This window comes from Cellulomonas aerilata, from assembly GCF_007991755.1.
GTDB classification, from domain to species: domain Bacteria; phylum Actinomycetota; class Actinomycetes; order Actinomycetales; family Cellulomonadaceae; genus Pengzhenrongella; species Pengzhenrongella aerilata.
The window spans coordinates 113,289-137,979 of record NZ_BJYY01000002.1 but is presented as its reverse complement, the minus strand read 5'-3'; the positions used below and the strand labels follow the sequence as shown (position 1 = coordinate 137,979).

General features: G+C 75.7%; 23 protein-coding genes. 13 read left to right on the top strand and 10 right to left on the bottom strand.

What is annotated here, in order from left to right; all coding sequences use genetic code 11:
* The first annotated feature begins 92 nt into the window (after positions 1 to 92).
* Positions 93 to 1,841: a DEAD/DEAH box helicase gene (locus CAE01nite_RS03815; protein ID WP_146900200.1), complete on the top strand. Its 1,749-nt coding sequence runs from the start codon at positions 93 to 95 to the stop codon at positions 1,839 to 1,841.
* Between the two features lie 132 nt (positions 1,842 to 1,973).
* Here CAE01nite_RS03815 and CAE01nite_RS03810 read toward each other — a convergent pair whose 3' ends face one another.
* On the bottom strand, positions 1,974 to 2,702 hold the full coding sequence (locus CAE01nite_RS03810; protein ID WP_146900197.1) for an MBL fold metallo-hydrolase: 729 nt from the start codon (positions 2,700 to 2,702) through the stop codon (positions 1,974 to 1,976).
* A gap of 150 nt (positions 2,703 to 2,852) precedes the next feature.
* Between CAE01nite_RS03810 and CAE01nite_RS03805 the strand changes: the two genes are divergently transcribed.
* Positions 2,853 to 3,452 carry a TetR/AcrR family transcriptional regulator gene (locus CAE01nite_RS03805; RefSeq protein WP_146900194.1) on the top strand — a complete coding sequence of 200 codons (600 nt, stop codon included), beginning with the start codon at positions 2,853 to 2,855 and terminating at the stop codon, positions 3,450 to 3,452.
* Here the strand turns inward: CAE01nite_RS03805 and CAE01nite_RS03800 are convergent.
* Both CAE01nite_RS03800 and CAE01nite_RS03795 read right to left on the bottom strand, forming a co-directional pair.
* Positions 3,436 to 4,056, bottom strand: a complete 621-nt coding sequence (locus CAE01nite_RS03800) for a MarC family protein (RefSeq protein ID WP_146900545.1) — start codon at positions 4,054 to 4,056, stop codon at positions 3,436 to 3,438. The genes CAE01nite_RS03805 and CAE01nite_RS03800 overlap by 17 nt on opposite strands.
* The gene (locus CAE01nite_RS03795) at positions 4,056 to 4,898 is read right to left on the bottom strand and encodes a PHP domain-containing protein (protein ID WP_146900192.1); all 843 of its coding nucleotides are present in this window, start codon (positions 4,896 to 4,898) and stop codon (positions 4,056 to 4,058) included. The genes CAE01nite_RS03800 and CAE01nite_RS03795 overlap by 1 nt, the downstream gene beginning before the upstream one ends.
* A gap of 110 nt (positions 4,899 to 5,008) precedes the next feature.
* Here CAE01nite_RS03795 and CAE01nite_RS03790 point away from each other — a divergent pair, with 110 nt between their 5' ends.
* Positions 5,009 to 6,607, top strand: coding sequence for an aminopeptidase P family protein (locus tag CAE01nite_RS03790; protein WP_146900189.1), 1,599 nt, complete (start codon positions 5,009 to 5,011; stop codon positions 6,605 to 6,607).
* A gap of 120 nt (positions 6,608 to 6,727) precedes the next feature.
* On the opposite strand, the gene CAE01nite_RS03785 is transcribed toward CAE01nite_RS03790, so the two are convergent.
* Positions 6,728 to 7,372: a YflT domain-containing protein gene (locus CAE01nite_RS03785; protein WP_146900186.1), complete on the bottom strand. Its 645-nt coding sequence runs from the start codon at positions 7,370 to 7,372 to the stop codon at positions 6,728 to 6,730.
* A gap of 141 nt (positions 7,373 to 7,513) precedes the next feature.
* Here CAE01nite_RS03785 and CAE01nite_RS03780 point away from each other — a divergent pair, with 141 nt between their 5' ends.
* A complete protein-coding gene (locus tag CAE01nite_RS03780; protein WP_146900183.1) occupies positions 7,514 to 8,818 on the top strand; it encodes a magnesium transporter MgtE N-terminal domain-containing protein in 1,305 nt (434 codons plus the stop codon).
* Positions 8,811 to 9,386, top strand: coding sequence for a DUF1003 domain-containing protein (locus CAE01nite_RS03775; RefSeq protein ID WP_146900180.1), 576 nt, complete (start codon positions 8,811 to 8,813; stop codon positions 9,384 to 9,386). Before CAE01nite_RS03780 ends, CAE01nite_RS03775 begins: the two co-directional genes overlap by 8 nt.
* On the opposite strand, the gene CAE01nite_RS03770 is transcribed toward CAE01nite_RS03775, so the two are convergent.
* Entirely contained in the window at positions 9,367 to 9,813 is a 447-nt protein-coding gene (locus CAE01nite_RS03770; protein WP_146900177.1) for a hypothetical protein, read from the bottom strand. The genes CAE01nite_RS03775 and CAE01nite_RS03770 overlap by 20 nt on opposite strands.
* 168 nt (positions 9,814 to 9,981) lie before the next feature.
* Between CAE01nite_RS03770 and CAE01nite_RS03765 the strand changes: the two genes are divergently transcribed.
* Both CAE01nite_RS03765 and CAE01nite_RS03760 read left to right on the top strand, forming a co-directional pair.
* Positions 9,982 to 11,142 carry a P-loop NTPase gene (locus CAE01nite_RS03765; protein WP_146900174.1) on the top strand — a complete coding sequence of 387 codons (1,161 nt, stop codon included), beginning with the start codon at positions 9,982 to 9,984 and terminating at the stop codon, positions 11,140 to 11,142.
* Positions 11,139 to 12,908: a SpoIIE family protein phosphatase gene (locus tag CAE01nite_RS03760; protein WP_146900171.1), complete on the top strand. Its 1,770-nt coding sequence runs from the start codon at positions 11,139 to 11,141 to the stop codon at positions 12,906 to 12,908. Before CAE01nite_RS03765 ends, CAE01nite_RS03760 begins: the two co-directional genes overlap by 4 nt.
* Before the next feature lie 10 nt (positions 12,909 to 12,918).
* Here CAE01nite_RS03760 and CAE01nite_RS03755 read toward each other — a convergent pair whose 3' ends face one another.
* Both CAE01nite_RS03755 and CAE01nite_RS18900 read right to left on the bottom strand, forming a co-directional pair.
* Positions 12,919 to 13,722, bottom strand: a complete 804-nt coding sequence (locus CAE01nite_RS03755; protein WP_146900168.1) for a hypothetical protein — start codon at positions 13,720 to 13,722, stop codon at positions 12,919 to 12,921.
* Entirely contained in the window at positions 13,719 to 14,279 is a 561-nt protein-coding gene (locus tag CAE01nite_RS18900) for a PadR family transcriptional regulator (RefSeq protein ID WP_371862884.1), read from the bottom strand. The genes CAE01nite_RS03755 and CAE01nite_RS18900 overlap by 4 nt, the downstream gene beginning before the upstream one ends.
* A gap of 187 nt (positions 14,280 to 14,466) precedes the next feature.
* Here CAE01nite_RS18900 and galK point away from each other — a divergent pair, with 187 nt between their 5' ends.
* The 5 genes from galK to CAE01nite_RS03725 all read left to right on the top strand — a co-directional run bounded on the left by galK (position 14,467) and on the right by CAE01nite_RS03725 (position 19,791).
* On the top strand, positions 14,467 to 15,720 hold the full coding sequence (gene galK, locus CAE01nite_RS03745; RefSeq protein ID WP_146900165.1) for a galactokinase: 1,254 nt from the start codon (positions 14,467 to 14,469) through the stop codon (positions 15,718 to 15,720).
* Positions 15,721 to 15,936: 216 nt separating this feature from the next.
* Positions 15,937 to 16,977, top strand: a complete 1,041-nt coding sequence (locus CAE01nite_RS03740; protein ID WP_186816401.1) for an efflux RND transporter periplasmic adaptor subunit — start codon at positions 15,937 to 15,939, stop codon at positions 16,975 to 16,977.
* Positions 16,977 to 17,795, top strand: coding sequence for an ABC transporter ATP-binding protein (locus CAE01nite_RS03735; protein ID WP_146900162.1), 819 nt, complete (start codon positions 16,977 to 16,979; stop codon positions 17,793 to 17,795). Before CAE01nite_RS03740 ends, CAE01nite_RS03735 begins: the two co-directional genes overlap by 1 nt.
* A complete protein-coding gene (locus tag CAE01nite_RS03730) occupies positions 17,792 to 18,994 on the top strand; it encodes an ABC transporter permease (RefSeq protein WP_146900159.1) in 1,203 nt (400 codons plus the stop codon). The genes CAE01nite_RS03735 and CAE01nite_RS03730 overlap by 4 nt, the downstream gene beginning before the upstream one ends.
* Positions 18,995 to 19,164: 170 nt before the next feature.
* Entirely contained in the window at positions 19,165 to 19,791 is a 627-nt protein-coding gene (locus CAE01nite_RS03725; protein WP_146900156.1) for a DinB family protein, read from the top strand.
* Between the two features lie 108 nt (positions 19,792 to 19,899).
* Here the strand turns inward: CAE01nite_RS03725 and CAE01nite_RS03720 are convergent, their stop codons facing one another.
* From CAE01nite_RS03720 to CAE01nite_RS03710, 3 genes are all read right to left on the bottom strand, one after another.
* Positions 19,900 to 20,427 (bottom strand): MOSC domain-containing protein, encoded by a 528-nt coding sequence (locus tag CAE01nite_RS03720; protein WP_246130986.1) that lies wholly within the window; start codon positions 20,425 to 20,427, stop codon positions 19,900 to 19,902.
* Between the two features lie 51 nt (positions 20,428 to 20,478).
* Positions 20,479 to 21,288, bottom strand: a complete 810-nt coding sequence (locus CAE01nite_RS03715; RefSeq protein ID WP_146900153.1) for an exodeoxyribonuclease III — start codon at positions 21,286 to 21,288, stop codon at positions 20,479 to 20,481.
* A 186-nt stretch (positions 21,289 to 21,474) separates the two neighbouring features.
* Positions 21,475 to 24,078, bottom strand: coding sequence for a 5'-nucleotidase C-terminal domain-containing protein (locus tag CAE01nite_RS03710; RefSeq protein WP_146900150.1), 2,604 nt, complete (start codon positions 24,076 to 24,078; stop codon positions 21,475 to 21,477).
* A 212-nt stretch (positions 24,079 to 24,290) separates the two neighbouring features.
* Between CAE01nite_RS03710 and CAE01nite_RS03705 the strand changes: the two genes are divergently transcribed.
* On the top strand, positions 24,291 to 24,653 hold the full coding sequence (locus CAE01nite_RS03705; RefSeq protein ID WP_146900148.1) for a VOC family protein: 363 nt from the start codon (positions 24,291 to 24,293) through the stop codon (positions 24,651 to 24,653).
* The last annotated feature ends 38 nt before the right edge of the window (positions 24,654 to 24,691 follow it).

Below are 24,691 nucleotides of genomic sequence, written 5' to 3'. Positions count from 1 at the left end.
GGCCCGCTCCCGACCCGGCACCCGCGTCAGCGCCCGCCGTCTCCCGGGCCAGCGCCCGGCCCTCTCGCTGACCAGCACGTGAGGCACCTGACGTGACCACGACCGACCACACCTTCGAGCCCTCCGCGGGCCCCGCCGAGCACAGCAGCGTGCAGGCGCACAACCCGACCTTCGCGGACTTCGACGTCCGCCCCGAGATCGTCCAGGCGCTCGCCGACGCCGGCATCCTCAGCCCGTTCCCCATCCAGGCGATGACCCTGCCGGTCGCGCTGTCCGGGCACGACATCATCGGCCAGGCGAAGACGGGGACCGGCAAGACCCTCGGCTTCGGCATCCCGCTGCTGCACCGCGTGGTGGCACCGGGCGAGGAGGGCCACGAGACCCTGCGCGCCCCGGGCAAGCCGCAGGCGCTCGTCGTCGTCCCCACCCGTGAGCTCGCGGTCCAGGTCGCCGGTGACCTGCAGACGGCGTCCGCGCGCCGCTCGGTCCGCATCGTCCAGCTGTACGGGGGCCGCGCCTACGAGCCGCAGGTCAGCGCGCTGCAGTCCGGCGTCGACGTGGTGGTCGGGACCCCGGGCCGGATGATCGACCTGCTCAACCAGGGCTACCTGGACCTGACCGCGGTGGGCTGCGTCGTCCTGGACGAGGCCGACGAGATGCTCGACCTGGGCTTCCTGCCGGACGTCGAGAAGCTGCTGTCCCGCACGCCCGCCTCGCGCCACACCATGCTGTTCTCGGCGACCATGCCGGGCGCGGTCGTGGCCATGGCCCGGCGCTACATGACCCAGCCGACGCACATCCGCGCCAACGACCCGGACGACGGCGGCCAGACGGTCAAGAACATCAAGCAGGTCGTCTACCGGGCGCACGCCCTCGACAAGGTCGAGGTGCTCGCCCGGCTGCTGCAGGCGGAGGGCCGCGGCCTGACGATCGTCTTCGCCCGGACGAAGCGGACCGCCGCCAAGGTCGCCGACGAGCTCGTGGCCCGCGGGTTCGCCGCGGGCGCCATCCACGGCGACCTGGGCCAGGGCGCGCGCGAGCAGGCGCTCCGGGCGTTCCGCAACGGCAAGGTCGACGTCCTGGTCGCGACCGACGTCGCGGCCCGCGGCATCGACGTGGACGACGTCACGCACGTCGTCAACTACCAGTGCCCCGAGGACGAGAAGACCTACCTGCACCGCACCGGCCGCACGGGTCGCGCAGGCAACAAGGGCACCGCGGTGACGTTCGTCGACTGGGACGACCTGCCGCGCTGGGGGCTCATCAACAAGGTGCTCGACCTGGGCATCCCCGAGCCGGTCGAGACGTACTCCAGCTCCCCGCACCTGTACTCCGACCTCGGCATCCCGGCCGGGACCAAGGGCACGCTGCCGCAGGCAGCCCGGACCCGCGAGGGTCTGGAGGGCGAGAGGCTCGAGGACCTCGGGGAGACCGGCAAGCGGCACTCGCCGGCCGGTGGCGCCGGCGGTGGGCGCGGGCACGACGGCGGACGTGACGGCGGGTCCCGCTCCGGCGGGCGCGAGGGCGGCCTTCGTTCCGGCGGCCGCCGCGAGGGCGGGCGCGGTGACGGCGCACGCAGCGACGGCGCACGCAGTGGCTCCGGCCGCAGCGGGTCCGGCTCGCGCGACGGCGCCGACGGGCGCCCGGCGACCCCGCGCACCTCCGACGGGACCGGCCAGGCCGACCGGAGCCGCGCGACGGCGGCCGAGCCGGTCGAGGCCGGCGTCGGCCCGGCCGCGTCCGGTGGCGACCAGCCGCGCCGCAGCCGCAGCCGCCGCCGCACGCGCAGCGGTGGTGGGTCCGGCCCGGCCACCGAGGCGTCGTCCGGCACCGACGGCTGACCCGGTCGCACGCGACCACCGGTCGGCTCCCCCCGACCGACGCTCGGCCCGAGGGCCGCGGACGACACCGTCCGCGGCCCTCGGCACGTCACGGGCACGGGCACGGGCACGGGCACGGGCAACCCGGACGCCTCAGCGGGGGCGACCCACCGGCGCGGCCGCCCGGACCGCGCGGACCGCGGCGTCGACACCGGCGGTCCACGGGGTGCCGTGCCCGGGCAGGACCCACGCCGCCTCGAGCCCGGCGAGCTGTTCCAGCGAGGCCAGCGCACCGTCGGGGTCGTCGGTGAACGGGGCCGGCTGCGCGCCGCGGTGCCCGGTCAGCACGTGCCGGGTCGTCAGCGCGTCGCCGACGAACAGCGCCCCGACCGACGAGACGTGCACGGCGACGCTCCCCGGCGAGTGGCCCGGCAGCCCGATGACGCGCGGCGCGCCGGGCAGGTCGAGCACCTGGCCGTCGTCGACCTCGACCACCTCGGTGAGGTAGGTGGTCCGCAGGCCGCCCCTGCGGGCCGCGTACGCCAGGAACCGCGCGGTCGCGACCGGGTTGACGCGACCCCACGTCGCCGCCGCCTTGACCCGGCCCCGGGCACGGTCGGCGTCGGCGCGGTGCACGTGCACCGGCACCCCGTGGTCCCGGCGCAGCCGCTCGGCGAAGCCGAGGTGGTCGGTGTCGCCGTGCGTGAGGACGACGCCGCGCACGTCCGCCGGCGTCCGGCCGACGGTCGCGAGCTCCGCGACCAGCTCGCGCCAGTGGCCGGCCAGCGCGGCGTCGACGACGGTGACGCCGTCCGGCGTCACCACGAGGTAGGCGGCGACGAGGTCGTTGCCGATGCGGTGCAGACCGGGTGCCAGCCTCATGGTGCGTCCTCACGTCGTCGACAAGGCTACGGTCGTTAGCCTTCGTCGGAGACGATAGGCTCCGGTGAAGGCTACGGTCAATAGCCTTCCGTCCCGCCGCGGTGACCCGACCCGGCGGCCGGCACGTCGTCGAAGCCCGGAGGGAGCGTCATGCCGGCACCGGAGCGCACCTCGCTGGAGGCCGTCGTCACCGCCGGACGGGCCGTGCTCGAGGCGGACGGCGTCGCCGGGCTGACCATGCAGGCCGTGGCCGCGCGCGTCGGGGTCCGGGCCCCGTCCCTGTACAAGCGGGTGGCGGACCGTGACCACCTGGTCCGGCTGGTGGCCGCGGCGACCGTCGAGGCCCTGGGTGAGCGGCTCGCCGCGGTGCCGGACTCGGGCGACGCGGTCCGGGACCTCGCGGCGCTGGCCGGGGCGCTGCGCGCGTTCGCCCGCAGCGCCCCGGCCGGCTACGGGCTGATCTTCGTGCCCGGCCCGGCCGCTGCGCGACCCGACCGCGAGGCGCTCGCCCGCGCCAGCGCTCCCGTGCTGCGCGTCGCGGCGGCCCTCGCCGGACCGGCCGACGCCCTGCCGGCGGCGCGGACCGTGACCGCCTGGGCGCACGGGTTCATCACCATGGAGCTCGCCGGTGCGTTCGCGCTCGGCGGGGACGTCGACGAGGCCTTCGCGTTCGGCGTCCGACGGCTCGCTGCGGCGCTCGCGGGTCCGGACGCCGGCGCCGGGGCGGGAGGGGTCAGCCGGCCTCGATGAACGCCCGGACCGCGTCCGCCACGAGCTGCACGGCGATGGCGGCCAGGAGCAGGCCGGCGATGCGGCTGACCAGGATCACGCCGCTGTCCTTGAGGACCCGGTGGATGAGGTTCGCGAACCGCATCGACAGGTACAGGCACACGTGCACGGCCAGCAGCGCCGTGCCGATGGACACCCAGTCGGACAGGGACTCGTCCGACCCGCTGACGAAGACCATCGTGGCCACGATCGCGCCGGGGCCGGCCAGCAGCGGCGTGCCCAGCGGCACGAGGGCGACGTTGACGCCGGTGTTGCCGGACGGTGCCGGCTCCTCCATCTTGCCGGTCAGGAGCTCCATCGCCACGAGCAGCAGCAGCAGACCCCCGGACGCCTGCAGCGCCGGCAGGGAGATGTGCATGTAGTCGAGGAGGTTCTGCCCGAACAGGGCGAACGCGGCGATGACGCCGAACGCGACGAGGATCGCCTGGCGGGCGGCGCGGGTGCGCTGGCGGCCGGTCATCGCCCCGGTCAGACCGAGGAAGATCGGGACGGTCCCCGGCGGGTCCATGATGACGAAGAGCGTGATGAAGACCTCGGAGAACAGTCGCGGGTCGAACAGCTCCATCACGGGCGGACCACCGCCGTCGTGCCCTGCTCCGCGATGCGGTCGAGCACGTCCGGTGCGGTGGTGTTCTCCCCCAGCAGGTTCGGCTTGCCGGTCCCGTGGTAGTCGCTGGACCCCGTGACCAGCAGCCCGAGCCGGTCCGCGAGCGCTGCGAGCCGCGCCCGCTGCCGCGGGTCGTGGTCGCGGTGGTGCACCTCGAGCCCGGCCAGGCCGGCGTCGGCGAGCTGCTCGACGGCGACGTCCGGCACGACCCGCCCGCGGGCGTCCGCGCCCGGGTGCGCGAACACCGGCACCCCGCCGGACGCACGGATCGCGGCGACGGCGTCGACCGCGTCGGGGGCGTAGTGCGGGACGTAGTAGCGCGAGGACGGCACGAGCATCGTGGCGAAGGCCGCGCTGCGGTCCGCGACGACGCCGCGGGCGACGAGCGCGTCGGCGATGTGCGGACGGCCCACCGTCGCGTCGGCGCCGGTGTGCGCCATGACGTCCTCCCACGTCAGCCCGAAGTCCTCGGCGAGGTGGTCGACCATCGTGCGCGCGCGGTCCAGGCGGGCGGCGCGCGTGCGCGACGACTCCGCCAGCAGGGCCGGGTGGGTCGGGTCGTGCAGGTAGCTGAGCAGGTGGACGCTGATGCCGTCCCAGCGCGCCGAGATCTCGCTGCCGAGCACGACGGTGACGCCCGTGACCGAGGCCTGCGCGGCGGCGTCCGCCCAGCCGGCGGTCGTGTCGTGGTCGGTGAGCGCGACGACGTCGAGGCCGGCCGCGGCCGCCGCGAGGACCACCCCGGCCGGTGCGTCGGTCCCGTCCGACGCGGTGGAGTGGGCATGGAGGTCGATCAGCACGGTGCTCAGGGTAGGCGCTGGCCGGTGGCGTCCCGTGCGCCCGCCGTCCCGTCGCGTCGCCGTCGCGCCGGACGGACGGCGCCCGCCGGCACGGTGGGACGATGGGGCGCATGACCGAGCCGACCACGCCCACCGCCGCGCCCGACCGCTCCCCCGAGGCCGCTCTCGAGGCCGCCCCCGAGACGCTGCCCGAGGCGGGCACGGAGGAGCAGCCGCTGGAGTCCCGCGGCGACAACCGCTCCCAGCGCCCGTCCTCCGCGGCGTTCAAGGCGTTCATCACCTCCGGGTGGGGCGAGCGGCCCGACCTCGCGGTCCGGCCGGGTCCCGCGGCGCCGTACACCGCGCGACGTCGGGAGCGGCTGTCGGCGCAGTTCCCCGGTGCGCGCCTGGTCGTCCCGGCCGGCGGCTTCAAGGTGCGCAGCAACGACACGGACTACCGGTTCCGGCCGCACTCCGCGTTCGCGCACCTGACCGGGCTGGGCACCGAGCAGGAGCCCGACGCCGTCCTCGTCCTGCACCCCGTCGGCACGGACGGCAGCGCGGACGGCGCCGACGGCCCGGCGCACGAGGCCGTGCTCTACCTGCGCCCGCTCGCCGGCCGGGACAGCGAGGAGTTCTACGCCGACTCGCGCATCGGGGAGTTCTGGGTCGGCGCCCGCCCCACGCTGGACGACGTCGCCACCCTCACCGGCATCCGGACCGCCGACCTGGACTCGCTGCGCGACGCGCTGGCCAAGGACGTCGGCCCGGACGGCGTCCGGCTGCTCGTGGTGCCCGGCGCGGACGAGGCGGTGGAGGCGGTCGTGGAGGAGATCCGCGCCGCCGAGGACGCCGGGCTGGACGACGCCCGCCTGGCCGAGGCGCTCTCCGAGCTGCGGCTGGTCAAGGACGAGCACGAGATCGCCGAGCTGCGCGGCGCCGTCGACTCCACGGTCGCCGGCTTCGCGAAGGTCGTCCGGGACCTGCCGGTCGCCGCGGAGCACCCCCGCGGCGAGCGGGTCATCGAGGGGACCTTCGCCGCCCACGCGCGGCTGGAGGGCAACGCCGTCGGGTACGAGACGATCGCGGCCGCCGGCGAGCACGCCACCACGCTGCACTGGACGCAGAACGACGGGCCGGTGCGCCCCGGCGACCTGGTGCTCGTCGACGCCGGCGTGGAGGCCGACTCGCTCTACACCGCGGACGTGACGCGCACCCTGCCGGTCGACGGGACGTTCACCGACGTCCAGCGCCGGGTCTACACCGCCGTCCTGGACGCCGCCGACGCCGCCTTCGCGGTCGCCGTCCCGGGCGCACGCTTCCGCGACGTGCACGCCGCGGCGATGGTCGTCATCGCGGAGCGGCTCGCCGAGTGGGGGCTGCTCCCGGGGACGGCGCAGGAGTCGCTGGACCCCGAGGGCCAGCACCACCGGCGCTGGATGGTGCACGGCACGAGCCACCACCTGGGGCTCGACGTGCACGACTGCGCGCAGGCCCGCCGGGAGATGTACCTGGACGCCGTCCTGGAGCCCGGCATGGTGTTCACCATCGAGCCCGGCCTGTACTTCAAGTCCGACGACCTGGCGGTGCCCGAGGAGTACCGCGGCATCGGCGTGCGGATCGAGGACGACGTCCTGGTCACCGCGGAGGGCAACGAGAACCTGTCGGCCGCGCTCCCTCGGCGCCCGGAGGACGTCGAGGCCTGGATGGCCACGATCCTCGAGGACTGACCGCCCAGCGCCTCGGACGGGCGGACGGCCGATCGACGCGAGGAGGGGCGGTGCCGGTCCGGCACCGCCCCTCCTCGCGTCGTCCCGTCGCCGGCATCCCACCGGCGGCTCACAGGCGGCTCACAGGCGCGGCGGCGCCGGCGGGTGGGTGGGCTGGGCGGGCGGGGTGGTCGGCGAGCCGGACGGCGGTCCCTGCGGTCCGGCCGGGTAGGTCGCGGACGGGTCCGACGGGCGGCCGGCGGGTGCCGCGGGCACGGGCGGCGTGGGCCACCCCGACGTCGTCCCGCCGATCTCCTGCAGGAGGGCGCGGGCCTTGTGCGCCTGCTCGGCCTCGCAGAGCAGGGCGTAGCTCGACGCGACGATCTGGCTCTGGGACGTGAAGTCCCGCTTGCCGCCGGTCAGCGAGTAGGTGATGACCGAGAACAGCATCCCGAACGCCGCACCGATGAGGATCGCGGCCACGAACGGGAACGCCTGGGCTCCCGACGGGCTGAACATCCACAGCAGCAGCGCGACGAACGTCCCGAACCACGCGCCGGACAGCGCACCGGCGAGCGCGACCCGGGGGTAGGACAGCCGCCCCGTGACCCGCTCGACCATCCGCAGGTCCAGCCCGACGATCGTCACGATCTGCACGGGGAAGTTCTTGTCGGCGAGGTGGTCGACGCCGCGCTGGGCCTCCAGGTACGTGCCGTACACGGCGACCTGCTCGCCCTTGGGCAGGGTGGGGGTGCGGGGGACGCGGGCCTGGTTCGAGAACGCCATGGGGCGATCCTCCCGCACGAACCTGGGAGGGGCCAAGGAGTCGGCTGCGGGGCAGGGTGCCCCCCGGGCCCCGGCGGCGGACCGCCGCCTCGACCGCCGCCTCGACCGCCGCCTCGACCGCGCGGCACTAGGCTGGCCGCCGTGAGCAGCGCCGGGATCCGCGTCTTCGTCGCGCGCCTCGCGGGCACCAGCGTCTTCGACCCCCTCGGGGACCAGGTGGGACGGGTGCGCGACGTCGTCGTGCTGGTCCGGCCCAAGGGCCTGCCGCGTGCCGTCGGCCTGGTCGTCGAGGTCCCCGGACGCCGGCGCGTGTTCCTGCCGCTGACCCGGGTGACCAGCATGGACAGCGGCCAGGTGATCTCGACCGGGCTCGTGAACATGCGGCGCTTCGAGCAGCGGTCGATGGAGACGCTCGCCGTCGGGGAGCTGCTCGACCGGTCCGTCGAGCTCACCGACGGCTCGGGCGCCGCCACCGTCGAGGACCTGGCGATCGAGCGCCAGCGCAACGGCGACTGGCTCGTCACCCAGCTGTTCGTCCGACGCCACGCCCGCGCCCGGGGCGGGCTGCTGCGCCGCCGGGGCGAGACGCTCCTGGTGCCCGTCACCGGGGTCACCGGGCTCGCCCGGGCGTCCGCCGCCCAGGGGGCGGAGCTCCTGCTCGCGGCGTACGAGGACCTCAAGCCCGCGGACCTGGCCGACGTCCTGCACGGGCTGGGCACCCAGCGCCGGCTGGAGGTCGCCGCCGCGCTGAGCAACGACCGGCTCGCGGACGTCCTGGAGGAGCTGCCCGAGGACGACCAGGTCACCATCCTGTCCGGGCTCGCGCAGGGCCGGGCGGCCGACGTCCTGGAGGCCATGGAGCCCGACGACGCCGCCGACCTGCTCGGCGAGCTGCCGCAGGAGCAGGCGGCCGAGCTGCTCGGGCTGATGGAGCCGGGCGAGGCCAAGGACGTGCGCCGCCTGCTCGCCTACGAGGAGAACACCGCCGGCGGCCTGATGACGACCGAGCCGGTCGTCCTGCCGCCCGAGACCCCCATCGCCGCCGCCCTCGCCCACGTGCGCCGTCAGGACCTGACGCCGGCCCTGGCGTCCATGGTGTTCGTCGCCCGGCCGCCCGCCGAGACGCCCACGGGCCGGTTCCTCGGGGTGGTCCACCTGCAGCGGATGCTGCGCGAGCCGCCGCACGAGTCGATCGGCACCCTGGTCGACTCCGGGATCGACGCCGTGACGGCCGATGCGCCGCTCATGCAGATCACCCGGCTGCTGGCCACCTACGACCTGCTGGCCGTGCCGGTCCTGGACGACGAGCGCCGGCTCCTCGGGGTCGTGAGCGTGGACGACGTCCTCGACCACCTGCTGCCCGAGGACTGGCGCGAGTCCGACGACGGGACGTCCGAGGGCATCGTGCGTTTGGGCACGGGGCAGTCCGGGGCCGGTCGTGGCTGAGCGCCTCGACACCCCCAAGGCCGTCCGCCGCTCCTGGGTCCCGCGGATCCGGCGCGACCCCGACCGGGTCGGGCGCCTCGCGGAGGCGTTCGCCCGCTTCATGGGCACCGGCCGGTTCCTCCTGTACATGACCGCGTTCGTGATCGTGTGGGTGACGATCAACGTGGTGGGCCTGTGGGGCCTGCAGTGGGACCCGTACCCCTTCATCCTGCTCAACCTGTTCTTCTCGACCCAGGCCTCCTACGCCGCGCCGCTGATCCTGCTGGCGCAGAACCGGCAGGACGACCGGGACCGGGTGGCGCTCGAGCAGGACCGGCAGCGCGCGGAGCGGAACCTCGCGGACACCGAGTTCCTGGCCCGGGAGATGGCGGCCCTGCGGATCGGCCTCAACGAGGTGGCCACCCGCGACTTCGTCCGCTCCGAGCTCCGCAACCTGCTCGAGGAGCTCACCACCGACCGCGACGGGAGCGACCGCGAGCCGCACGAGGGGCGGCACACCGGTCACTCGGCCCACGGCAGCCGCGAGGGCCGCGAGCGCCGCGAGCCGGTCAGCCCCCGCCGGGACTGACCCTCAGGGGCGCGTCGCCACCGGGTCCGGCCACCCGGTGCGCGCCCGCACGGGCGGACACGGCCGCAGCCGCGAGCATCAGCGCGGACGGCGCGAGGAAGGACCCACCCAGGCCGAGCGCCGTCACCAGGCTCCAGCCGAGCATGACCACGGCGGCCGCCCACCGGACAGCGGGGGCACGGCGCCCCGCCCGCCCCGCCGCGGCCGCCGCTGTCGCGCCAGGCGGGACGCCGACGAGGACGGCCGCGAACCCGCCGCTGTCGCGCCAGGCGGGTGCCCAGATCGCCGCGGCGACGACGACGGTCGCCACGGCGGCGGCGACGCGCAGCGCCGTGGCCGTCCGGCGCAGGGGACGGCCCCGCAGCGCGATCGCCACGGCCGCGGCGGCGGCCACCGTCACGACCACCACGACGCCCACCGAGAGCATCCCGCCAGCATGCCACCGGCCCGGCTCGGCCCGGCTGGGCCCGGCTGGGCGCGGCCCCGCTCTGCTCGGCCGCCCGTCCCGGCTGGGCTCGGCCCAGCTGGGCTCGGAGCGGAGCGGTGCGTGCCCGGCTGCGGCGGGGCGGCTGCGCGCCCGACCTACCATGGGGCCATGCCTCCGGTCGCCGATCCCACCGCCCTGGTCGCCGCGGTCCGCGCCGCCCTGGCCGCGGTCCAGGACCCCGAGATCCACCGACCGATCACCGAGCTGGGCATGGTGCGGTCCGTCGACGTCGGGCCGGACGGCTCGGGCGGGACCCTCGCCACGGTCGGCCTGGACCTCACCACGCCCGGCTGCCCGCTCAAGGACACCCTGACGCGCGACATCACCGCCGCCGCCTCCGGCGTGCCCGGCATCACCGCCGTGCGGGTCGCGATGGGCGTCATGAGCGCCGAGCAGCGCACGGAGCTGCGGTCCATGCTGCGGGGCGGCTCCCCCGAGCCCGTCATCCCGTTCGCGCAGCCGACGTCGCTCACCACGGTCCTGGCGATCGCGTCCGGCAAGGGGGGCGTCGGCAAGTCGTCGGTCACGGCGAACCTCGCCGCCGCGATGGCCGCCGACGGGCTGCGCGTCGGCGTGCTCGACGCCGACGTCTACGGGTTCTCGATCCCCCGCATGCTGGGCGTCTCGCGGCCGCCGACCCGGGTGGACGACATGCTGCTGCCGCCGATCGCGCACGGCGTCAAGGTCGTCTCCATCGGCATGTTCGTCCCGGCAGGCCAGCCCGTCGTGTGGCGCGGGCCGATGCTGCACCGGGCCCTGCAGCAGTTCCTCGCCGACGTGTTCTGGGGCGACCTGGACGTGCTGCTGCTCGACCTGCCGCCGGGCACCGGGGACATCGCGATCTCGGTGGCCCAGCTGCTGCCGAGCTCCGAGATCGTCGTGGTGACCACCCCGCAGGTGGCGGCGGCCGAGGTCGCCGAGCGTGCCGGTGCGGTGGCCCAGCAGACCCGCCAGCGCGTCGTCGGGGTGGTGGAGAACATGTCCTGGCTGGAGCAGCCGGACGGCTCCCGGCTGGAGGTCTTCGGCGCCGGCGGCGGGGCGACCGTGGCCGCGAACCTCAGCCGGACGACCGGCACGCAGGTCCCGCTGCTGGGGCAGGTCCCCCTCGACGTGAGCCTGCGCGAGGCGGGGGACTCCGGCCTGCCGGTCGTGCTGGCCGCGCCGGAGTCGCCGGCCGCCGTCGTGCTGCGCGACGTCGCCCGCCGTCTCGCCTCGCGCGGCCGTGGTCTGGCCGGGAGGCCGCTGGGGCTCGCCCCGGTTGCGCGGTGATCCCCGGCGGCGCCGCACCGGCCGACGGCGGGCCGTCGGACCTCCCCCGCGACGACGCGCGCACGCAGCGCCTGGTGCGCCTGCTGGACCGGGTCCCGCTCGCCGCCGTCTGCGTCGACCGCGAGCTGCGCGTGGTGCACGCGAACCCGGTGGCACGGGCCGCGCTCGGCCTGACCGACGCCGACCTGCAGGGCGACGACCCGTGGCAGGGGCGGGAGGGGACCGTGGCGGCGGACGTCGTCGCGGCGTGCCGGCAGTCGCTGACGACTGGGAAGCCGTCGCGGCTGGTCCAGTACGACCCGTCGCTCGACGGCTGGTACGAGGTGCACGTCCACCCCGGCCCCGACGGGGTGGACGTGGTCCTGGAGGACGTCACGGCCACGCGCCGGCCGTCCCCGTCCCCCGGCGGCGCCGCGGGGGCCCCCGACGGGGTCTCGGTCTGGGGCGTCGGCCTGCTCACCGAGGTCACCGAGGCGCTCACCGCGACCCTGGACGCCGAGGAGGGCGTGCGCCGGCTGGCACGCCTCGTGGTGCCCCTGCTCGGTCACTGGGGCATCGTCAGCCTGGTCGAGGACGGGCGGCTCAACGACATGGCCGTGGTGCACCACGACACGGCCCGGCAGGAGTGGGCCGAGGCGTACGCCCGCGCCCGGATCTCGGTGCTGACCCCGCAGGCGCCGGCACGGCGCTCGCTGGCCACGGGCCAGCTCGTCCAGCTCGGCACCGGGGACGAGCCGTCGGTCGACCTCATCGCCGACACGATCGTCGACGACGTCACGGCGTCCGACCTGCTGCGTCGGCTCCGGACCGGCTCGATGGTGACCGTCCCGCTGCGCGCCCGCGGGCGGGTGGCGGGCCTGCTGAGCCTGTACCGGGACGCCGGGACCGCCCCGTGGACCGGCGAGGAGCTCGACGTCGTGGAGGAGGTCGCCGCGCGGGCGGGGGTCGCGCTCGACAACGCCCGCCTGTACGCCGAGCGCCGGCACGCGGCCCTGGTGCTCCAGGAGGCGTTGCTGACGCCCCTGCCGGAGCCGGACCACCTCGAGATCCGAGCCCGCTACCTGCCCGCCGCGCGGGACGAGAAGGTCGGCGGCGACTGGTACGACGCGCTCCTGCTGCCCACGGGCGTCACCGCCCTGGTGATCGGCGACCTGACCGGTCACGACATCGGCGCCGCGGCCGCCATGGGCCAGTTCCGGACCGTGCTGCGCACGCTGGCGTGGGAGCACGCCGGCTCCCCGGCCGACGTGCTCGCCCGCCTCGACCGGACGCTCGACGGGCTCGGCGTCCACGCCCTGGCCACCTGCCTGCTGATGACCGTGGAGCAGACCCCCGAGGACGCACGCCGGGGCCTGCGGCGGCTGCGCTGGTCGAGCGCGGGGCACCTGTTCCCGGCCCTGCTCCACCCCGACGGGACCGCCGAGCTGCTCGAGGTCGGGAACGACCCCCTGCTCGGGCTGTTCCCGGACACCGCCCGGCACGACCACGGGCGCGTCGTGCCGCCCGGGTCGACGCTCGTGCTCTACACCGACGGGCTCGTCGAGCGACGTGGGAGCGACATCGGCGTGGGGATGGAGGCGCTGCGCGAGGCGCTCGTCCGCCACCGCGACGAGCCGCTGGACGGGCTGCTCGACGTCCTCGTGCGCGAGGTCGGCGGTACGAGGCGGTCGGACGACATCGCCATGCTCGCCGTGCGCTTCCACGCCGAGGACGGTCCCCGGCCCCCCGAGGCGGGCCCCAACCGCGGGAACGCCACCGACGCCTGACTCGGGCCGCTCAGCCGCCGAGCAGCAGACCGGTCCCCACCAGCACGAGGGCCGCGACGGGCGACAGCAGTGCCGGCCCGTACCGCAGGGCGGCGGCCGTGACGCCGGCGCGCGGTCGCGCCGGCGCGAGCGGGGTGGTCACCGGGTCGTCCGCCAGGTCGACTCGGCGCAGGGCGGCCAGCACGGCGACCGTCCCGGCCACGAGCACGACCGCGCTCACCGCCATCGCCCCGGCGGCCGGGACCTGCGCGACGACGCCGTCGAGCAGCAGGAACACCGCGACCATCACCCCGAGCTGCGCCATGAGGGCCAGCCAGGCCAGCACCGGGTGCCGGACGACGAGCCGCAGCACCTGCGCGCCCCACCGCTGGAGCGCCACGAGTCCGGCGGTGAGCAGGACGACGGCCGCGACGTGCCCGGTCGTCACGTCGACCGGGTCCCCCGCCACCAGCGACGGCGCCGCGGTCGCCAGGCCGAGCAGCCCGAGCGTCTGCACGACCCACGGCACCGCGGTGACGGGCGACGGCGGCGCGGGCGGCGGCGTCGTGGGCAGCGTCAGGCTGCGGGCGTAGGCGACCGGCTCCCCGAACGCGTCCTCGGGCGTCTCACCGCTCTCGGCGCAGTGCGACGCCACCTCGGCGAGCGCCGCACCGATCGCGCTGCCCGGGACGTCGGCGAGCCGCAGCTCGAGCACGAACGCCTCGGCCCAGGCGGGGTCGAGCCCGGGCGCGACGTCGGACGGGACCGTGCCCCGCAGGGTGAGGCGGGAGCGGCGGGCGGACGGGCTGGGGGGGCCGGACGGCGAGGCGGTCATGGTCGTGCTCCGTTCCGGACCGGCTGGGGTCCGTTCGAGGGGCTGGTCGACGAGCCGGTGGGCCGGCCGGTCGGCCGGGCCGGTGGACGTGCCGGTGCACCGGCGGGTGCGGCCGGGTCGGCGGGTGGTGCCGGGACGGCAGGTGGTGCCGGGACGGCAGGTGGTGCCGGGACGGCGGGAGGGGCGGGGTCGGCGGGTGCGCTGGTGCCGTCGGGACCTGAGGTGACGAGCTCGGAGGTGAGCCGCGCGAAGTCGGCCCAGCGCTGCGCCCCGTCGCGCCAGGCCCGCACGCCGTCCGTAGTGAGGGCGTAGTACTTGCGCCCCGGTCCGCCGTCCCCCGCGCGCCACTCGACGGCGACGAGCCCGGCGGACTCGAAGCGGGCCAGCAGCGGGTAGAGCGTCCCGCCCTTGAGCGCCCCGAGGCCGGCGTCGGCGAGCCGGGTGGCGATGGCGTACCCGTAGGTCGGCCCGTCGGCGAGGACCCGGAGCACGCAGACCTCCAGGACGCCGCGCAGCCAGTCCCCCGGCCATCCCGGTGCCGTCGGCGTCGTCGTCACCCGTTAAACAGTACGGCTACCTAGTCAGGCTGTCTACACACCGGTGCCGTCCGCCAGCGGTGCCGGCGGACGGCCGGAGGGAGCCCCGGCGGCCGGTGGGGGATACTGCCCAGATGCTCGCGACACATCGCACGGCTGCCTGCTGCCTCCGCGGCACCACCGCCGCACCCGGGGCGGAGGTGGCCCGATGAGCCGTCACGCCGCCCGGACGATCACCTGGGTCGACGCCTGGGAGCCGGCCGCGGGCGCCGAGCGTGCCGTGGCCGCGTTCCGCGAGCGCTTCGGTGCCGAGCCGGACGGCGTGTGGTCCGCTCCCGGCCGGGTCAACCTCATCGGCGAGCACACGGACTACAACGGCGGTCTGTGCCTGCCCATCGACCTGCCGCACCGCACGTACGTCGCGCTGCGACGGGCGCAGGGCGAGGGGTCGGACGCGACCCTCGTCCGGCTGGCCTCCGCGCAGGAGCAGGGCGCCGGGGTGTGGACGTCGCCGCTCGCCGACGTGCTGCCCGGGCGGGTGCAGGGCTGGCCGTCCTACGCAGCCGGTGTGGCGTGGGCGCTCGCCGGGGACGGCCACGTCGTCGGCGGGTTCGACGCGGTCGTCGACTCGTGCGTCCCCTACGGCGCCGGCCTGTCGTCGTCCGCGGCGCTGGAGTGCGCCGTCGCCGTCGCGCTCGACGACGTGTTCGGGCTGGGCCTGGCCGCCGACGACGCCGGCCGCGCCCGGCTGGCCGCGGCATGCATCCGGGCGGAGAACGACATCGCCGGCGCGCCGACCGGCGGCATGGACCAGTCCTCCTCCCTGCGTGCCCGGTCCGGTCACGCCCTGCTGCTGGACTGCCTGGACCAGTCCGTCCGGCACGTGCCGTTCGACCTGGCCGCCGCCGGCCTGGCGCTGCTGGTGGTCGACACCCGCGCCGAGCACGCGCTCGTCGACGGCCAGTACGCCGCCCGTCGCACCGCGTGCGAGGCGGCCGCCGCCCAGCTGGGCGTCGGCACGCTGCGGGAGATCACACCCGACGCTCTGCCGGACGCGCTGGCCCGGCTCACCGACGGCGACCAGCCCGCCGAGGTCACCCGGCGCCGCGTCCGCCACGTCGTGACCGAGATCGCCCGGGTGCAGGAGTTCGTCGCGCTGCTCGACGCGGGGCGGGTCCGCGACGTCGGTCCGCTCATGGACGCCTCGCACGCGTCGCTCCGCGACGACTACGAGGTCAGTGCCCCCGAGCTGGACCGCGTCGTCGAGTCCGCGCGCTCCGCGGGCGCGCTCGGCGCGCGGATGACCGGTGGCGGGTTCGGCGGGTCGGCGATCGCGCTCGTCGAGGTCGGGTCGATCGACGCGGTGGCCGCCGCGGTGGCGCGGGCCTTCGACGAGGCGGGGTTCACGCCGCCGGCCTTCCTCGTGGCCGAGGCGTCCGCGCCGGCGGGCCGCACCGCCTGACCACGCGCCGTCCGACCACCGCACCGTCGACCACCGCGGCGCACCGGCCCGACCACCGCGAGGCACGCGGCACGCGGTCGAATCCTGCCGGGACCGCGCGGCGCTGGGCTAGGTTGCGGGAGGCACGCAGGGGTTGCGGCACGCCGACCGGCACGGTCGGCCGGCCCCGGGGTGGGGTCCACCCCGCCCGCTGCCGATCGAGGCAAGGAGCTCGGCGTGGGCGTCACGCGCAGGATCGTCTTCCCCGTCATCCGTCTGATCCTGCTGGCGGTGATCGCCGTCGCCCTGGTGAAGATGGCGTTCGCCGGCACGGACGTCACCGCGCCGGAGGACCCGCTGCAGCCGTCCGCGCAGATCGTCGAGCCGACGGTCCCGGTGTCGACCGGCACGATCACCAACACCGTCACCGTGCAGGGCTCGGTCGTCGCCGACCCCGCGGTCCCGGCCCGGGCCACGCTGGCCGGCACGGTCACCAAGGTGATCGCGACCAACGGCCAGGCCGTCGCCGCCGGCGCACCGCTGCTCGAGATCACCCAGGAGACACCGGTCGAGCCGACCGTGACGACGGACCCGGAGACCGGCGAGCAGACCGTCCGGGAGAACAAGCCGAAGATCAAGCGGGAGACCGTCACCGCGCCGATCGCCGGCACGCTGGCGATGACCACGCTGAGGGACCAGGTGCTGGCCGTCGGCGACACGATCGGCACCGTGGCGCCCGGGACGCTGTCGGTGACCGGCACGCTGACCCCGGACCAGCAGTACCGCCTGGTGTCCGCGCCCGCGCAGGCGGACGTCACGCTGCGCGGCGGCCCGGCCCCGTTCACCTGCACCGGGCTGCGGGTCGGTCCGCCGCCGACCGCGACCGGCGGTGCCGACGCCCCCGAGACGGTCGACCCCGTGACGGGCCAGCCCGTGACCACGTCGGGCACCGTGTCGTGCGCCGTCCCCCCGGGGATCACCGCGTTCCCGGGCCTCGGCGCCGACCTGGCGATCACCAACGGCTCGGCCGAGGGCGCGCTCGTGGTGCCGGTGACCGCCGTGCAGGGGTCGGTGCAGACCGGCAAGGTGTGGGTGGTCCTGCCGGACGGCACCCAGGAGGAGCGGACCGTCGGCCTGGGCCTGAACGACGGCGAGCAGGTGCAGATCACCGAGGGGCTCGCCGAGGGCGACCAGATCCTGCAGTTCATCCCGGTCGGCGACGTCGTCGCGCCGCAGCCGGGGACCGACGGCGGCGCCGTGTTCGGGTTCGGTGGCTGATGGCCCTGCTCGAGCTGACCGACGTCACCCGCTCGGTCCGGCTGCCGGACGACTCGATGCTGCACATCCTCACCGGGGTGACGCTGTCCGTCGACGCCGGTGAGCACGTCTCGGTCGTCGGGCGCTCGGGCACCGGCAAGTCGACGCTGCTGAACATCCTCGGCCTGCTGGACGCCCCCACCTCGGGCGAGTACGCGCTGGACGGCACCCCGATCGGCCGGCTGTCCGGACGGGCGCGCGCCCGGCGCCGCGGGGACGACTTCGGCTTCGTCTTCCAGCAGTTCAACCTGCTGCCCGGCCGGACGGCGCTGGAGAACGTCGCCGCCCCGCTGCTGTACGCCCGGGGGCGGGCGTTCTGGTCCCGGTCCCGGCTCGCCGCCGAGATGCTCGACCGCGTGGGACTGGGTGCCCGGCTGGACGCCATGCCCGAGAAGCTGTCCGGGGGCGAGCAGCAGCGCGTCGCCATCGCCCGCGCGCTGGTGCGCCGCCCGCGGGTGATCCTCGCCGACGAGCCGACCGGCGCCCTGGACGTCGACACCGGCGGGGAGGTGATGTCGCTGCTCGACGAGATCGCGTCCGACACCGGTGCCGCGCTCATCGCCATCACGCACGACCTCGCGGTCGCCGCCCGCGCGCAGCGGCACTACCGGCTGGCCGACGGCGTGCTGGTGCCGCTCACCCTCGACTCCCCCGGGCACGTCACGGAGTGGGTGGGCGACCTGCCCGTCTCCCGCCCGCACGGCGCCGTCACGCTCCCGTCCGGGACGCCGGCCGTCGCCGCCCCGCCCGCCCCGCAGCACGTGCGGGGCCCCGCATGACCGGCCTCGTCGGCGCCGTCGTCGAGGCCTGGGACGAGCTGCGCATCCACAAGCTGCGGGTGCTCCTGGCACTGGTCGGCGTCGCCGTCGCGGTGTGCGCGATCACCGGCATCACCGCCGCCGCCCAGATGATGAACCAGGTGCTGCGCGAGCAGGTCGAGCGGGACATCGGCCGCCCGACCACCCTGGTGGTCAACGCGTTCCCGCTCGGGGAGAGCGGACCGGGGACCGCCGCGCAGTACGACGCCGAGTTCGCCCGCGTCGTGGAGCGCTACGGCATCGAGTACGCGAGCCGGGAGATGTTCACCCAGCTCCGGTTCCGGTTCCCGACCGGTGCGCAGGACGTCCAGGTGCAGGTGGTCGACCCCGAGTACGGCGTCATGCGCCGCGTGCAGCCGGCGCAGGGGACGTGGTTCAGCGAGTCCGACGTCGACCGGCTCGCCCCGCCGCTCGTCGTCAACGAGTCCTTCCTGGCCCAGCTGGGCGCGGTGGACCTGAGCAGCCACCCGACCGTCGTGCTGGGGGGGAAGAGCCCCGTCCGGGCGACCGTCATCGGGGTGGTCGAGGACCGGTTCCCGGAGGAGGGCCCGACGGCGTTCCTCCTCTACGACCACTTCTCGCGCTGGGCCACGCCGGACCCCAGCTTCGGGCCGATGATCCCGAGCCTGCAGCTGTGGGTGCCGCCGGAGATGGCGGACGAGCTCACCGAGGTGGTCCGCCGGGACCTGCAGGCGGCGCTGCCGAACAGCCAGGCGGACGTCTTCCAGCAGGGCGAGGGCTTCGACGTCCTGGACGGCGGCGTCCAGTGGGTCATCACCGGCATCGGCGCGGTCGCGCTGCTGCTCGGCGGGCTGGGGCTGGTCAACATCTCCCTGGTGACCGTGCGCTACCGGATCCGCGAGATCGGCATCCGGCGCAGCTTCGGGGCGACGTCCGGCCGGGTGTTCTTCGGCGTGCTCATGGAGTCCGTGGTGGCGACGTCCGTCGCCGGTGTCGTCGGGGTCATCGCCGCGGTCGTGGTCATCAAGAACATCCCGGTCGAGTCGATCTTCGGGGTCGCCCTGGACGACACCCCGCCGTTCCCGCGGTCGGCCGCCCTGCTCGGCATGGTGTGCGCGACCGGGGTTGGGGCGCTGGCCGGGCTGATCCCGGCGATCGTGGCGGTGCGCGTGAAGGTCATCGACGCGATCCGGTACTGACGGCCGGGCGCAGGCCCGCGTCGGACCCGACGACCTCGCCGCCGGGTGGCACGCCGCCGCCGCCGGCCACGGGCGCGGCCCCTGGACCCGATGGCCCGGGGACCGACGGCCCTGGACCGATGGCCCCAAAGCCATGGCCTCCGCCGAGGCAGGTTGGGCACAGTGGGTCCATGGACCAGAAGCAGACCCTCCACCGTTACCTGCGGCAGGGCCGGGCCGCGCTGCTGCTCAAGCTCGAGGGACTCGACGAGTACGACGCCCGGCGACCGTTGACGCCCACCGGCACGAACGTGCTCGGCATCGTCAAGCACGTCGCGAGCGTCGAGCTGGGCTACTTCGCCGAGGTGTTCGGCCGGCCCAGCGGGCGCGACCTGCCCTGGTTCGCCGACGACGCCGAGCCCGACTCCGACCTGTGGGTGCCGGCCGACGAGTCACGGGAGAGCGTGCTGGAGCTGCACCGGTTCTCCGCGCAGCACAGCGACGCGACCATCGACGCGCTGCCCCTGGACGCCCGCGGCGTGGTGCCGTGGTGGCGCCCCGAGACGCGGGACGTCACGCTCGGCCAGATCCTCGTGCACATGTGCGTCGAGACGGCCCGGCACGCCGGGCACCTGGACATCCTGCGCGAGCAGCTCGACGGGGCGGTCGGGATCCGCCGGGACGACCCGAACATCACCTCGCGCACGGCCGCGCAGTGGCGCGCGCGCCGCAAGCTGCTGGAGTCGCAGGCGCACGAGGCGCAGCGGCGCGCCGGTCAGGCGCTGAGCAGCGCGACGGCGGCGCACGACGCCCCGTAGGCGCCGTCGTCCACCGCGGCCGCAGGCGGGCGCGGGGAGGCGGCGCGGGGGCGGCACGGACGGCGGGAGCGGCACGGACGCGACCGCCGGACGGTGCCGAGCGGTCGCCTACACCGGCCCGAGCGGGCGGTGCGGACCGTCCGGGAGCGACACCGTGACCGGGTCTCCCGGCCGGACGACGCCGCCGGTCCGGACGACCGCCATCACGCCCGCGCGGCGGACGACGTCCCCCCGGGCGTCCCGGCCGACCATCTCGCGCATGAGGCCGGGGGCGAGCCCGTCGATCTGCCGGCACGGGTTGCGCAGGCCGGTGAGCTCGACCGACGCGTCCGGCCCCAGCCCGAGGACGGTGCCGACCGGCAGCGCGAGCAGCAGCACGCCGCGGGTCGTCACGTTCTCGCCCATCTCGCCCGGCGCGACCCGGAAGCCCCGTCCGGCGACGTCGTCCAGGACCTCCTCGTGGAGCAGGTGGACCTGGCGCAGGTTGGGCAGCTCGGGCTCGCGTGCGCGGCGGGACCGGTGCCGGACCGTGCGACCGGCGTGCACGTCGCCCTCCACGCCCCAGCCCTCCACGAGCGTGATGGCGTCGACCACCGGCTTGCTGAAGCGGTGCGCGTCGTCGCGGCTGACCGACACGACGCAGGCGGGGATGTCCGGGGGTGGCACGGCGGCGCGGGGCGGGCGTCGCTAGAGCGCGTACTCGACGACCAGCGGCGCGTGGTCGCTCCACCGGCGGTCGTAGGACTCGGCACGCTCGACGACCGCGGTGCGCGCCAGGTCCGCCAGCGCCGGGGTGGCGAGCTGGTAGTCGATGCGCCAGCCGGAGTCGTTGTCGAACGCCTTGCCGCGCCACGACCACCACGTGTACGGCCCCGGTCCCTCGCCGCCGAGCTCGCGACCCAGGTCGTGCCAGCCCTGGCCCAGCCAGCGGTCGACGTACGCCCGCTCCTCGGGCAGGAAGCCGGCCTTCTTCAGGTTGCCCTTCCAGTTCTTGATGTCCACCTCGCGGTGGGCGATGTTGAGGTCGCCGGCGACGATCGCGAGGCCGCCGTCCGCCGCGAGGGTCGCCATGCGCGCCGTCACCAGGTCGAGGAACGCGTACTTCTCGTCCATCGACGGGGTGTTCTCCGTGCCCGAGTGCAGGTAGCCGGAGGCGACCGTCAGGGTGCGGGCGGGCGCCTCGTCGGTGGCCGCCAGCTCCAGGTCGGCCTCGACCCAGCGCCCGGTGTTGGTCTCCACGCCCTGGTCGAGGTTGATCCGCACGGCGCTCATCGGCAGCCGCGACGCGATCGCGACGCCCGACCGGCCCTTGGACTCGCTCTCGGCGTGCGCGAGGTCCCACCCGTCCGCGGGGAAGAACTCGGCGAGCAGCCCGTCCGGCGCCCGGACCTCCTGCAGCAGCAGCACGTCGGGCTTGCGGGTGTCGACCCACTCCCCCATGCCGCGCTTGTGGGCGGCTCGGATCCCGTTGACGTTGGCGGTGGCGACTGTCAGCACCACCCCATCCAACCCCACGCCTCCGACACCGCCCACCGAGGCGCCGGGTCCCCGGTGCGCCGGTCGACCGGCGCACCGGGGACCCGGCGCCGGACGTACGAGACCGGCGGCCACCAGTCGATGGCGGCCGCCGGTCTCCGTGCGTCAGGGCTGACGCGTCACGCGCCCTGGGGTGCTACCCCGTGGTCACCGCCGCAGCGACAGCCTGCTCACCGTCAGGGTCGCGGTGTCCTCGGACGGCTCCGTGGAGTCGCTGCCCAGGTAGCGGACCGTGACGTCGTGCCGGCCGACCGCCAGCGTGGACGAGCGCAGGACGACGGCGACGACGCCGTCCTGGACCTGCCGGGTGGCCACCACCGCGCCGTCGACCAGCACCTCGACCCGGCCCTGCGCCGGGCGACCCTCGCTGCGGACGCGCGCGACCGCCACGGAGGGCAGGCCCTGGAACACGCTGCGCGGCGCGAGGGTGAGGTCCACGGACGAGGACCGGCCCACCACGGTGAGCGTGACCGGTGCGGACGTGCTCGGCGCCGCCTCGGCGGTGCCGAGGAACTCCGCCACGACCGGGTGGGCGCCGCGGGCCAGGCCGGCCGGCAGCGTGGTCGTCGCGACGCCGTCCGCGAGCGGCACGGTGACGCTGGTGCCGTCCCAGGTGAACCGCACGTCCCCGCTCGTCGCACCGGTGACGGTCGCCGTGGCGGTGGCCGCGGTGCCGTACCGGACCGACGCCGCCGACAGGGTCAGCGCCGTGGACGTCGGCACGACGGACCGCTCCACCGTCAGCGGCAGCCGGACCGTGGTGCCGGACGGCTGGGCCCGCAGCACGAGCGTCGCCTCGCCGACGACGTCGTCGGGCACGGTGAGCGTGAGCCGCGCCGCGCCGGCGGTGACCGGGACGGTCGCCACGACCGGCCCGTCGCCCCACGAGGCCGTCAGTGTGGTGTTCGCCGGGGCACCCAGCGACGTCAGGTCGAGGCGCTCGACGCCCAGGGTCAGCCTGTCGCCCGTCCGGGCCTGCGTCGGGTAGCCGGTGACCAGCACGGAGCGCCGGTCGAAGCTCGGCGTCAGCGGGCTGTTCGCGGTCAGGTAGGCGATCCACGCGTCCCGGTCGATGAGGCCGGAGTCGCGCGTCCGGGTTCCCTGCGTGAACGCGCGGAAGTTGTCGCCGCCCTGGGCGAGGAAGCTGAAGGTCCCGATGCGGTACTCCGCGTCCGGGTCGATCGGCCGGCCGTCCACCGTGATGCTGGTGATCCGGTCACCCTCGGCCCGCGCCGGGTCGAACGTGTAGGACACGTTGTCCGACAGGCCGAGCTGCAGGTAGGCCCGTGACGGGACGTTGCCCGCGGCGTCGCGCTGCCACTGCTGCTCGAGCAGCGTCCTGAACTGCGCCCCGGTCAGCGTCGTCGTCCAGAGGTTGTTGACGAACGGCAGGACCGCATTCGCCTCGGCGAACGTGATGACGCCGTCGCCGGCGGCGAGCAGCTCGGCCCGCAGCCCGCCGGGGTTCACGACGCCGATCTGCGCGCCGCCGCGGTCCGCGTCGGCCAGCGTCTCGCGGAGCGAGTCGGCCACCAGGTTGCCGAGCGTCGACTCCGACGCGCGGTCGTCGCGTGAGCCGCCGACGTACGTGCCGCCGGGGCCCGTCCAGGTCCCGCCCGCGAACGCCGTCGTGATGTCCGCCGTGACGGAGCCGACCGGCCGGTTGCCCACGACCTCGGCCGCGGCGACCGCCGCGTCGACGATGCCGGCGACCTCGGCCACCCGGGGGTAGGTGGCGATCAGCTCGGCGTCGGGCACCGCGGTGCGGGCGACGTTGCGCTCCGTGTGCGACACGACGTCCCCGGTCGCGGGGTCCACCGTGAGCACGATCTGGCCGACGTGCTCGCCATAGTTTCCGGTCTGCACGACCGGCCGGGTCGCGCCGTCGACGCCGGGGACCGGCGCCGAGAACGCGTACCTCTGGTGGGTGTGACCGGTGAAGATCGCGTCGACCTCGGCCGACGTCTCCCCGACGATCTCGGCGAAGACCCCACCGGCGGCCAGCGCCTCCTCGAGGGTCGGGTCGGCGTCCACCGACGCGGCGCCCTCGTGGTACTCCGCGACCAGGACGTCGGCCTCCCCGTTGGCCGCGTCGCCGTCGCTCAGCTGCGCCGCGACACGGTTGACGGCCTCGACCGGGTCCCCGAACTCGAGGGTCGCGATGCCGGCGGGCGAGACCAGCGTCGGGGTCTCCTGGGTGACGGCCCCGACGACGCCCACGGTCACGCCGCTCACCTCGAACAGCGCGTACTCGTCCAGCACCGGGTCGGTCGTGCCGACCGCGTAGACGTTGGCGGCCAGGTAGGTCCAGTCTGCGTTCCCGCCGCCGATGACCCGGTCGCGCAGGTCGGCGAACCCCTGGTCGAACTCGTGGTTGCCGACGGCCGACGCCTGCACGTCGAGGGCGTTCAGGACGTCGATCGTGGGCTGGTCCTGCGCGGAGGACGAGGCGAACAGCGAGGCGCCGATGTTGTCGCCGGCGGAGAGGAAGAGCGTGCTCTCCTCGCCGTGCTCCGCGCGGAGCTGCTCGACCGTCCCGGCGAACGGCACCGTGCTGGCCAGGTTGGGGCCGGTGCGGCCGATCCGGCCGTGGAAGTCGTTGATGTTGAGGAGGTTGAGGTCGACCGTCGCCGCCGCCTCCACCTCCGCTGCCCCGGCCGGTGCCGCACCGGCGAAGACCACGGCGAGAGCAGAGAGGGCCGTCGCCGTGACGGCGCCTGCCCTTCGTGCTCGACCCGTCACTGCGTGCATGTGTCGATCCCCTGTCCGCGCCCCACGTGCGGGTCGCGAGAGTGAGTGAGGTGGCGTGGATGTGCGCCGGGGACAACCTGGTGGCAGATCACCCGCGGGTCAAGCAACGGCGGGCGTCCCGCACGTGACCGGGCGGCGTCGGCCCGGGGACGGGTCGCCGACCGGGTCGGGCGACCGTGGCGCGGCGCAGCAGCCGGGGGCACGATGGCCCGATGATCGGCCGACTCGGAACCGTGGTCCTGGACTGCCCCGACCCCCGCGCCGCCGCGGACTTCTACGCCGCCGTCCTCGGCCTGGAGGTGATCGGGGTGGAGCCGGACTGGGTGGACATCGGCCCCGCGCCCGGCGGGGACGGGCCCCGGCTGTCCTTCCAGCTGGCGCCCGACAACCCGGCCCCGACCTGGCCGGACCCCACTGTGCCGCAGCAGCTCCACCTCGACATCGCGGTGGACGACATCGCGGTCGCGCAGGAGAAGGTCCTGGCCCTGGGGGCGCGGCTCGTCTCCGACGACCACGGCACGTGGCGCGTGTACGCCGACCCCGCCGGCCACCCGTTCTGCCTGACCTTCGAGTGACCTCCGCGGGGCGCCGAGGGACGCGCGACGGCGCCTGC

What these genes read in the sequence shown, in the direction of transcription:
- CAE01nite_RS03770 (WP_146900177.1), bottom strand. Translation starts at nt 9,813, where the DNA reads ATGCTCTCGGTGGGCGTCGTGGTGGTCGTGACGGTGGCCGCCGCCGCG.
- CAE01nite_RS03790 (WP_146900189.1), top strand. Translation starts at nt 5,009, where the DNA reads ATGACCGAGCCGACCACGCCCACCGCCGCGCCCGACCGCTCCCCCGAG.
- CAE01nite_RS03705 (WP_146900148.1), top strand. Translation starts at nt 24,291, where the DNA reads ATGATCGGCCGACTCGGAACCGTGGTCCTGGACTGCCCCGACCCCCGC.
- CAE01nite_RS03730 (WP_146900159.1), top strand. Translation starts at nt 17,792, where the DNA reads ATGACCGGCCTCGTCGGCGCCGTCGTCGAGGCCTGGGACGAGCTGCGC.
- galK (WP_146900165.1), top strand. Translation starts at nt 14,467, where the DNA reads ATGAGCCGTCACGCCGCCCGGACGATCACCTGGGTCGACGCCTGGGAG.
- CAE01nite_RS03755 (WP_146900168.1), bottom strand. Translation starts at nt 13,722, where the DNA reads ATGACCGCCTCGCCGTCCGGCCCCCCCAGCCCGTCCGCCCGCCGCTCC.
- CAE01nite_RS03735 (WP_146900162.1), top strand. Translation starts at nt 16,977, where the DNA reads ATGGCCCTGCTCGAGCTGACCGACGTCACCCGCTCGGTCCGGCTGCCG.
- CAE01nite_RS03765 (WP_146900174.1), top strand. Translation starts at nt 9,982, where the DNA reads ATGCCTCCGGTCGCCGATCCCACCGCCCTGGTCGCCGCGGTCCGCGCC.
- CAE01nite_RS03785 (WP_146900186.1), bottom strand. Translation starts at nt 7,372, where the DNA reads ATGGCGTTCTCGAACCAGGCCCGCGTCCCCCGCACCCCCACCCTGCCC.
- CAE01nite_RS03725 (WP_146900156.1), top strand. Translation starts at nt 19,165, where the DNA reads ATGGACCAGAAGCAGACCCTCCACCGTTACCTGCGGCAGGGCCGGGCC.
- CAE01nite_RS03800 (WP_146900545.1), bottom strand. Translation starts at nt 4,056, where the DNA reads ATGGAGCTGTTCGACCCGCGACTGTTCTCCGAGGTCTTCATCACGCTC.
- CAE01nite_RS03810 (WP_146900197.1), bottom strand. Translation starts at nt 2,702, where the DNA reads ATGAGGCTGGCACCCGGTCTGCACCGCATCGGCAACGACCTCGTCGCC.
- CAE01nite_RS03805 (WP_146900194.1), top strand. Translation starts at nt 2,853, where the DNA reads ATGCCGGCACCGGAGCGCACCTCGCTGGAGGCCGTCGTCACCGCCGGA.
- CAE01nite_RS03710 (WP_146900150.1), bottom strand. Translation starts at nt 24,078, where the DNA reads ATGCACGCAGTGACGGGTCGAGCACGAAGGGCAGGCGCCGTCACGGCG.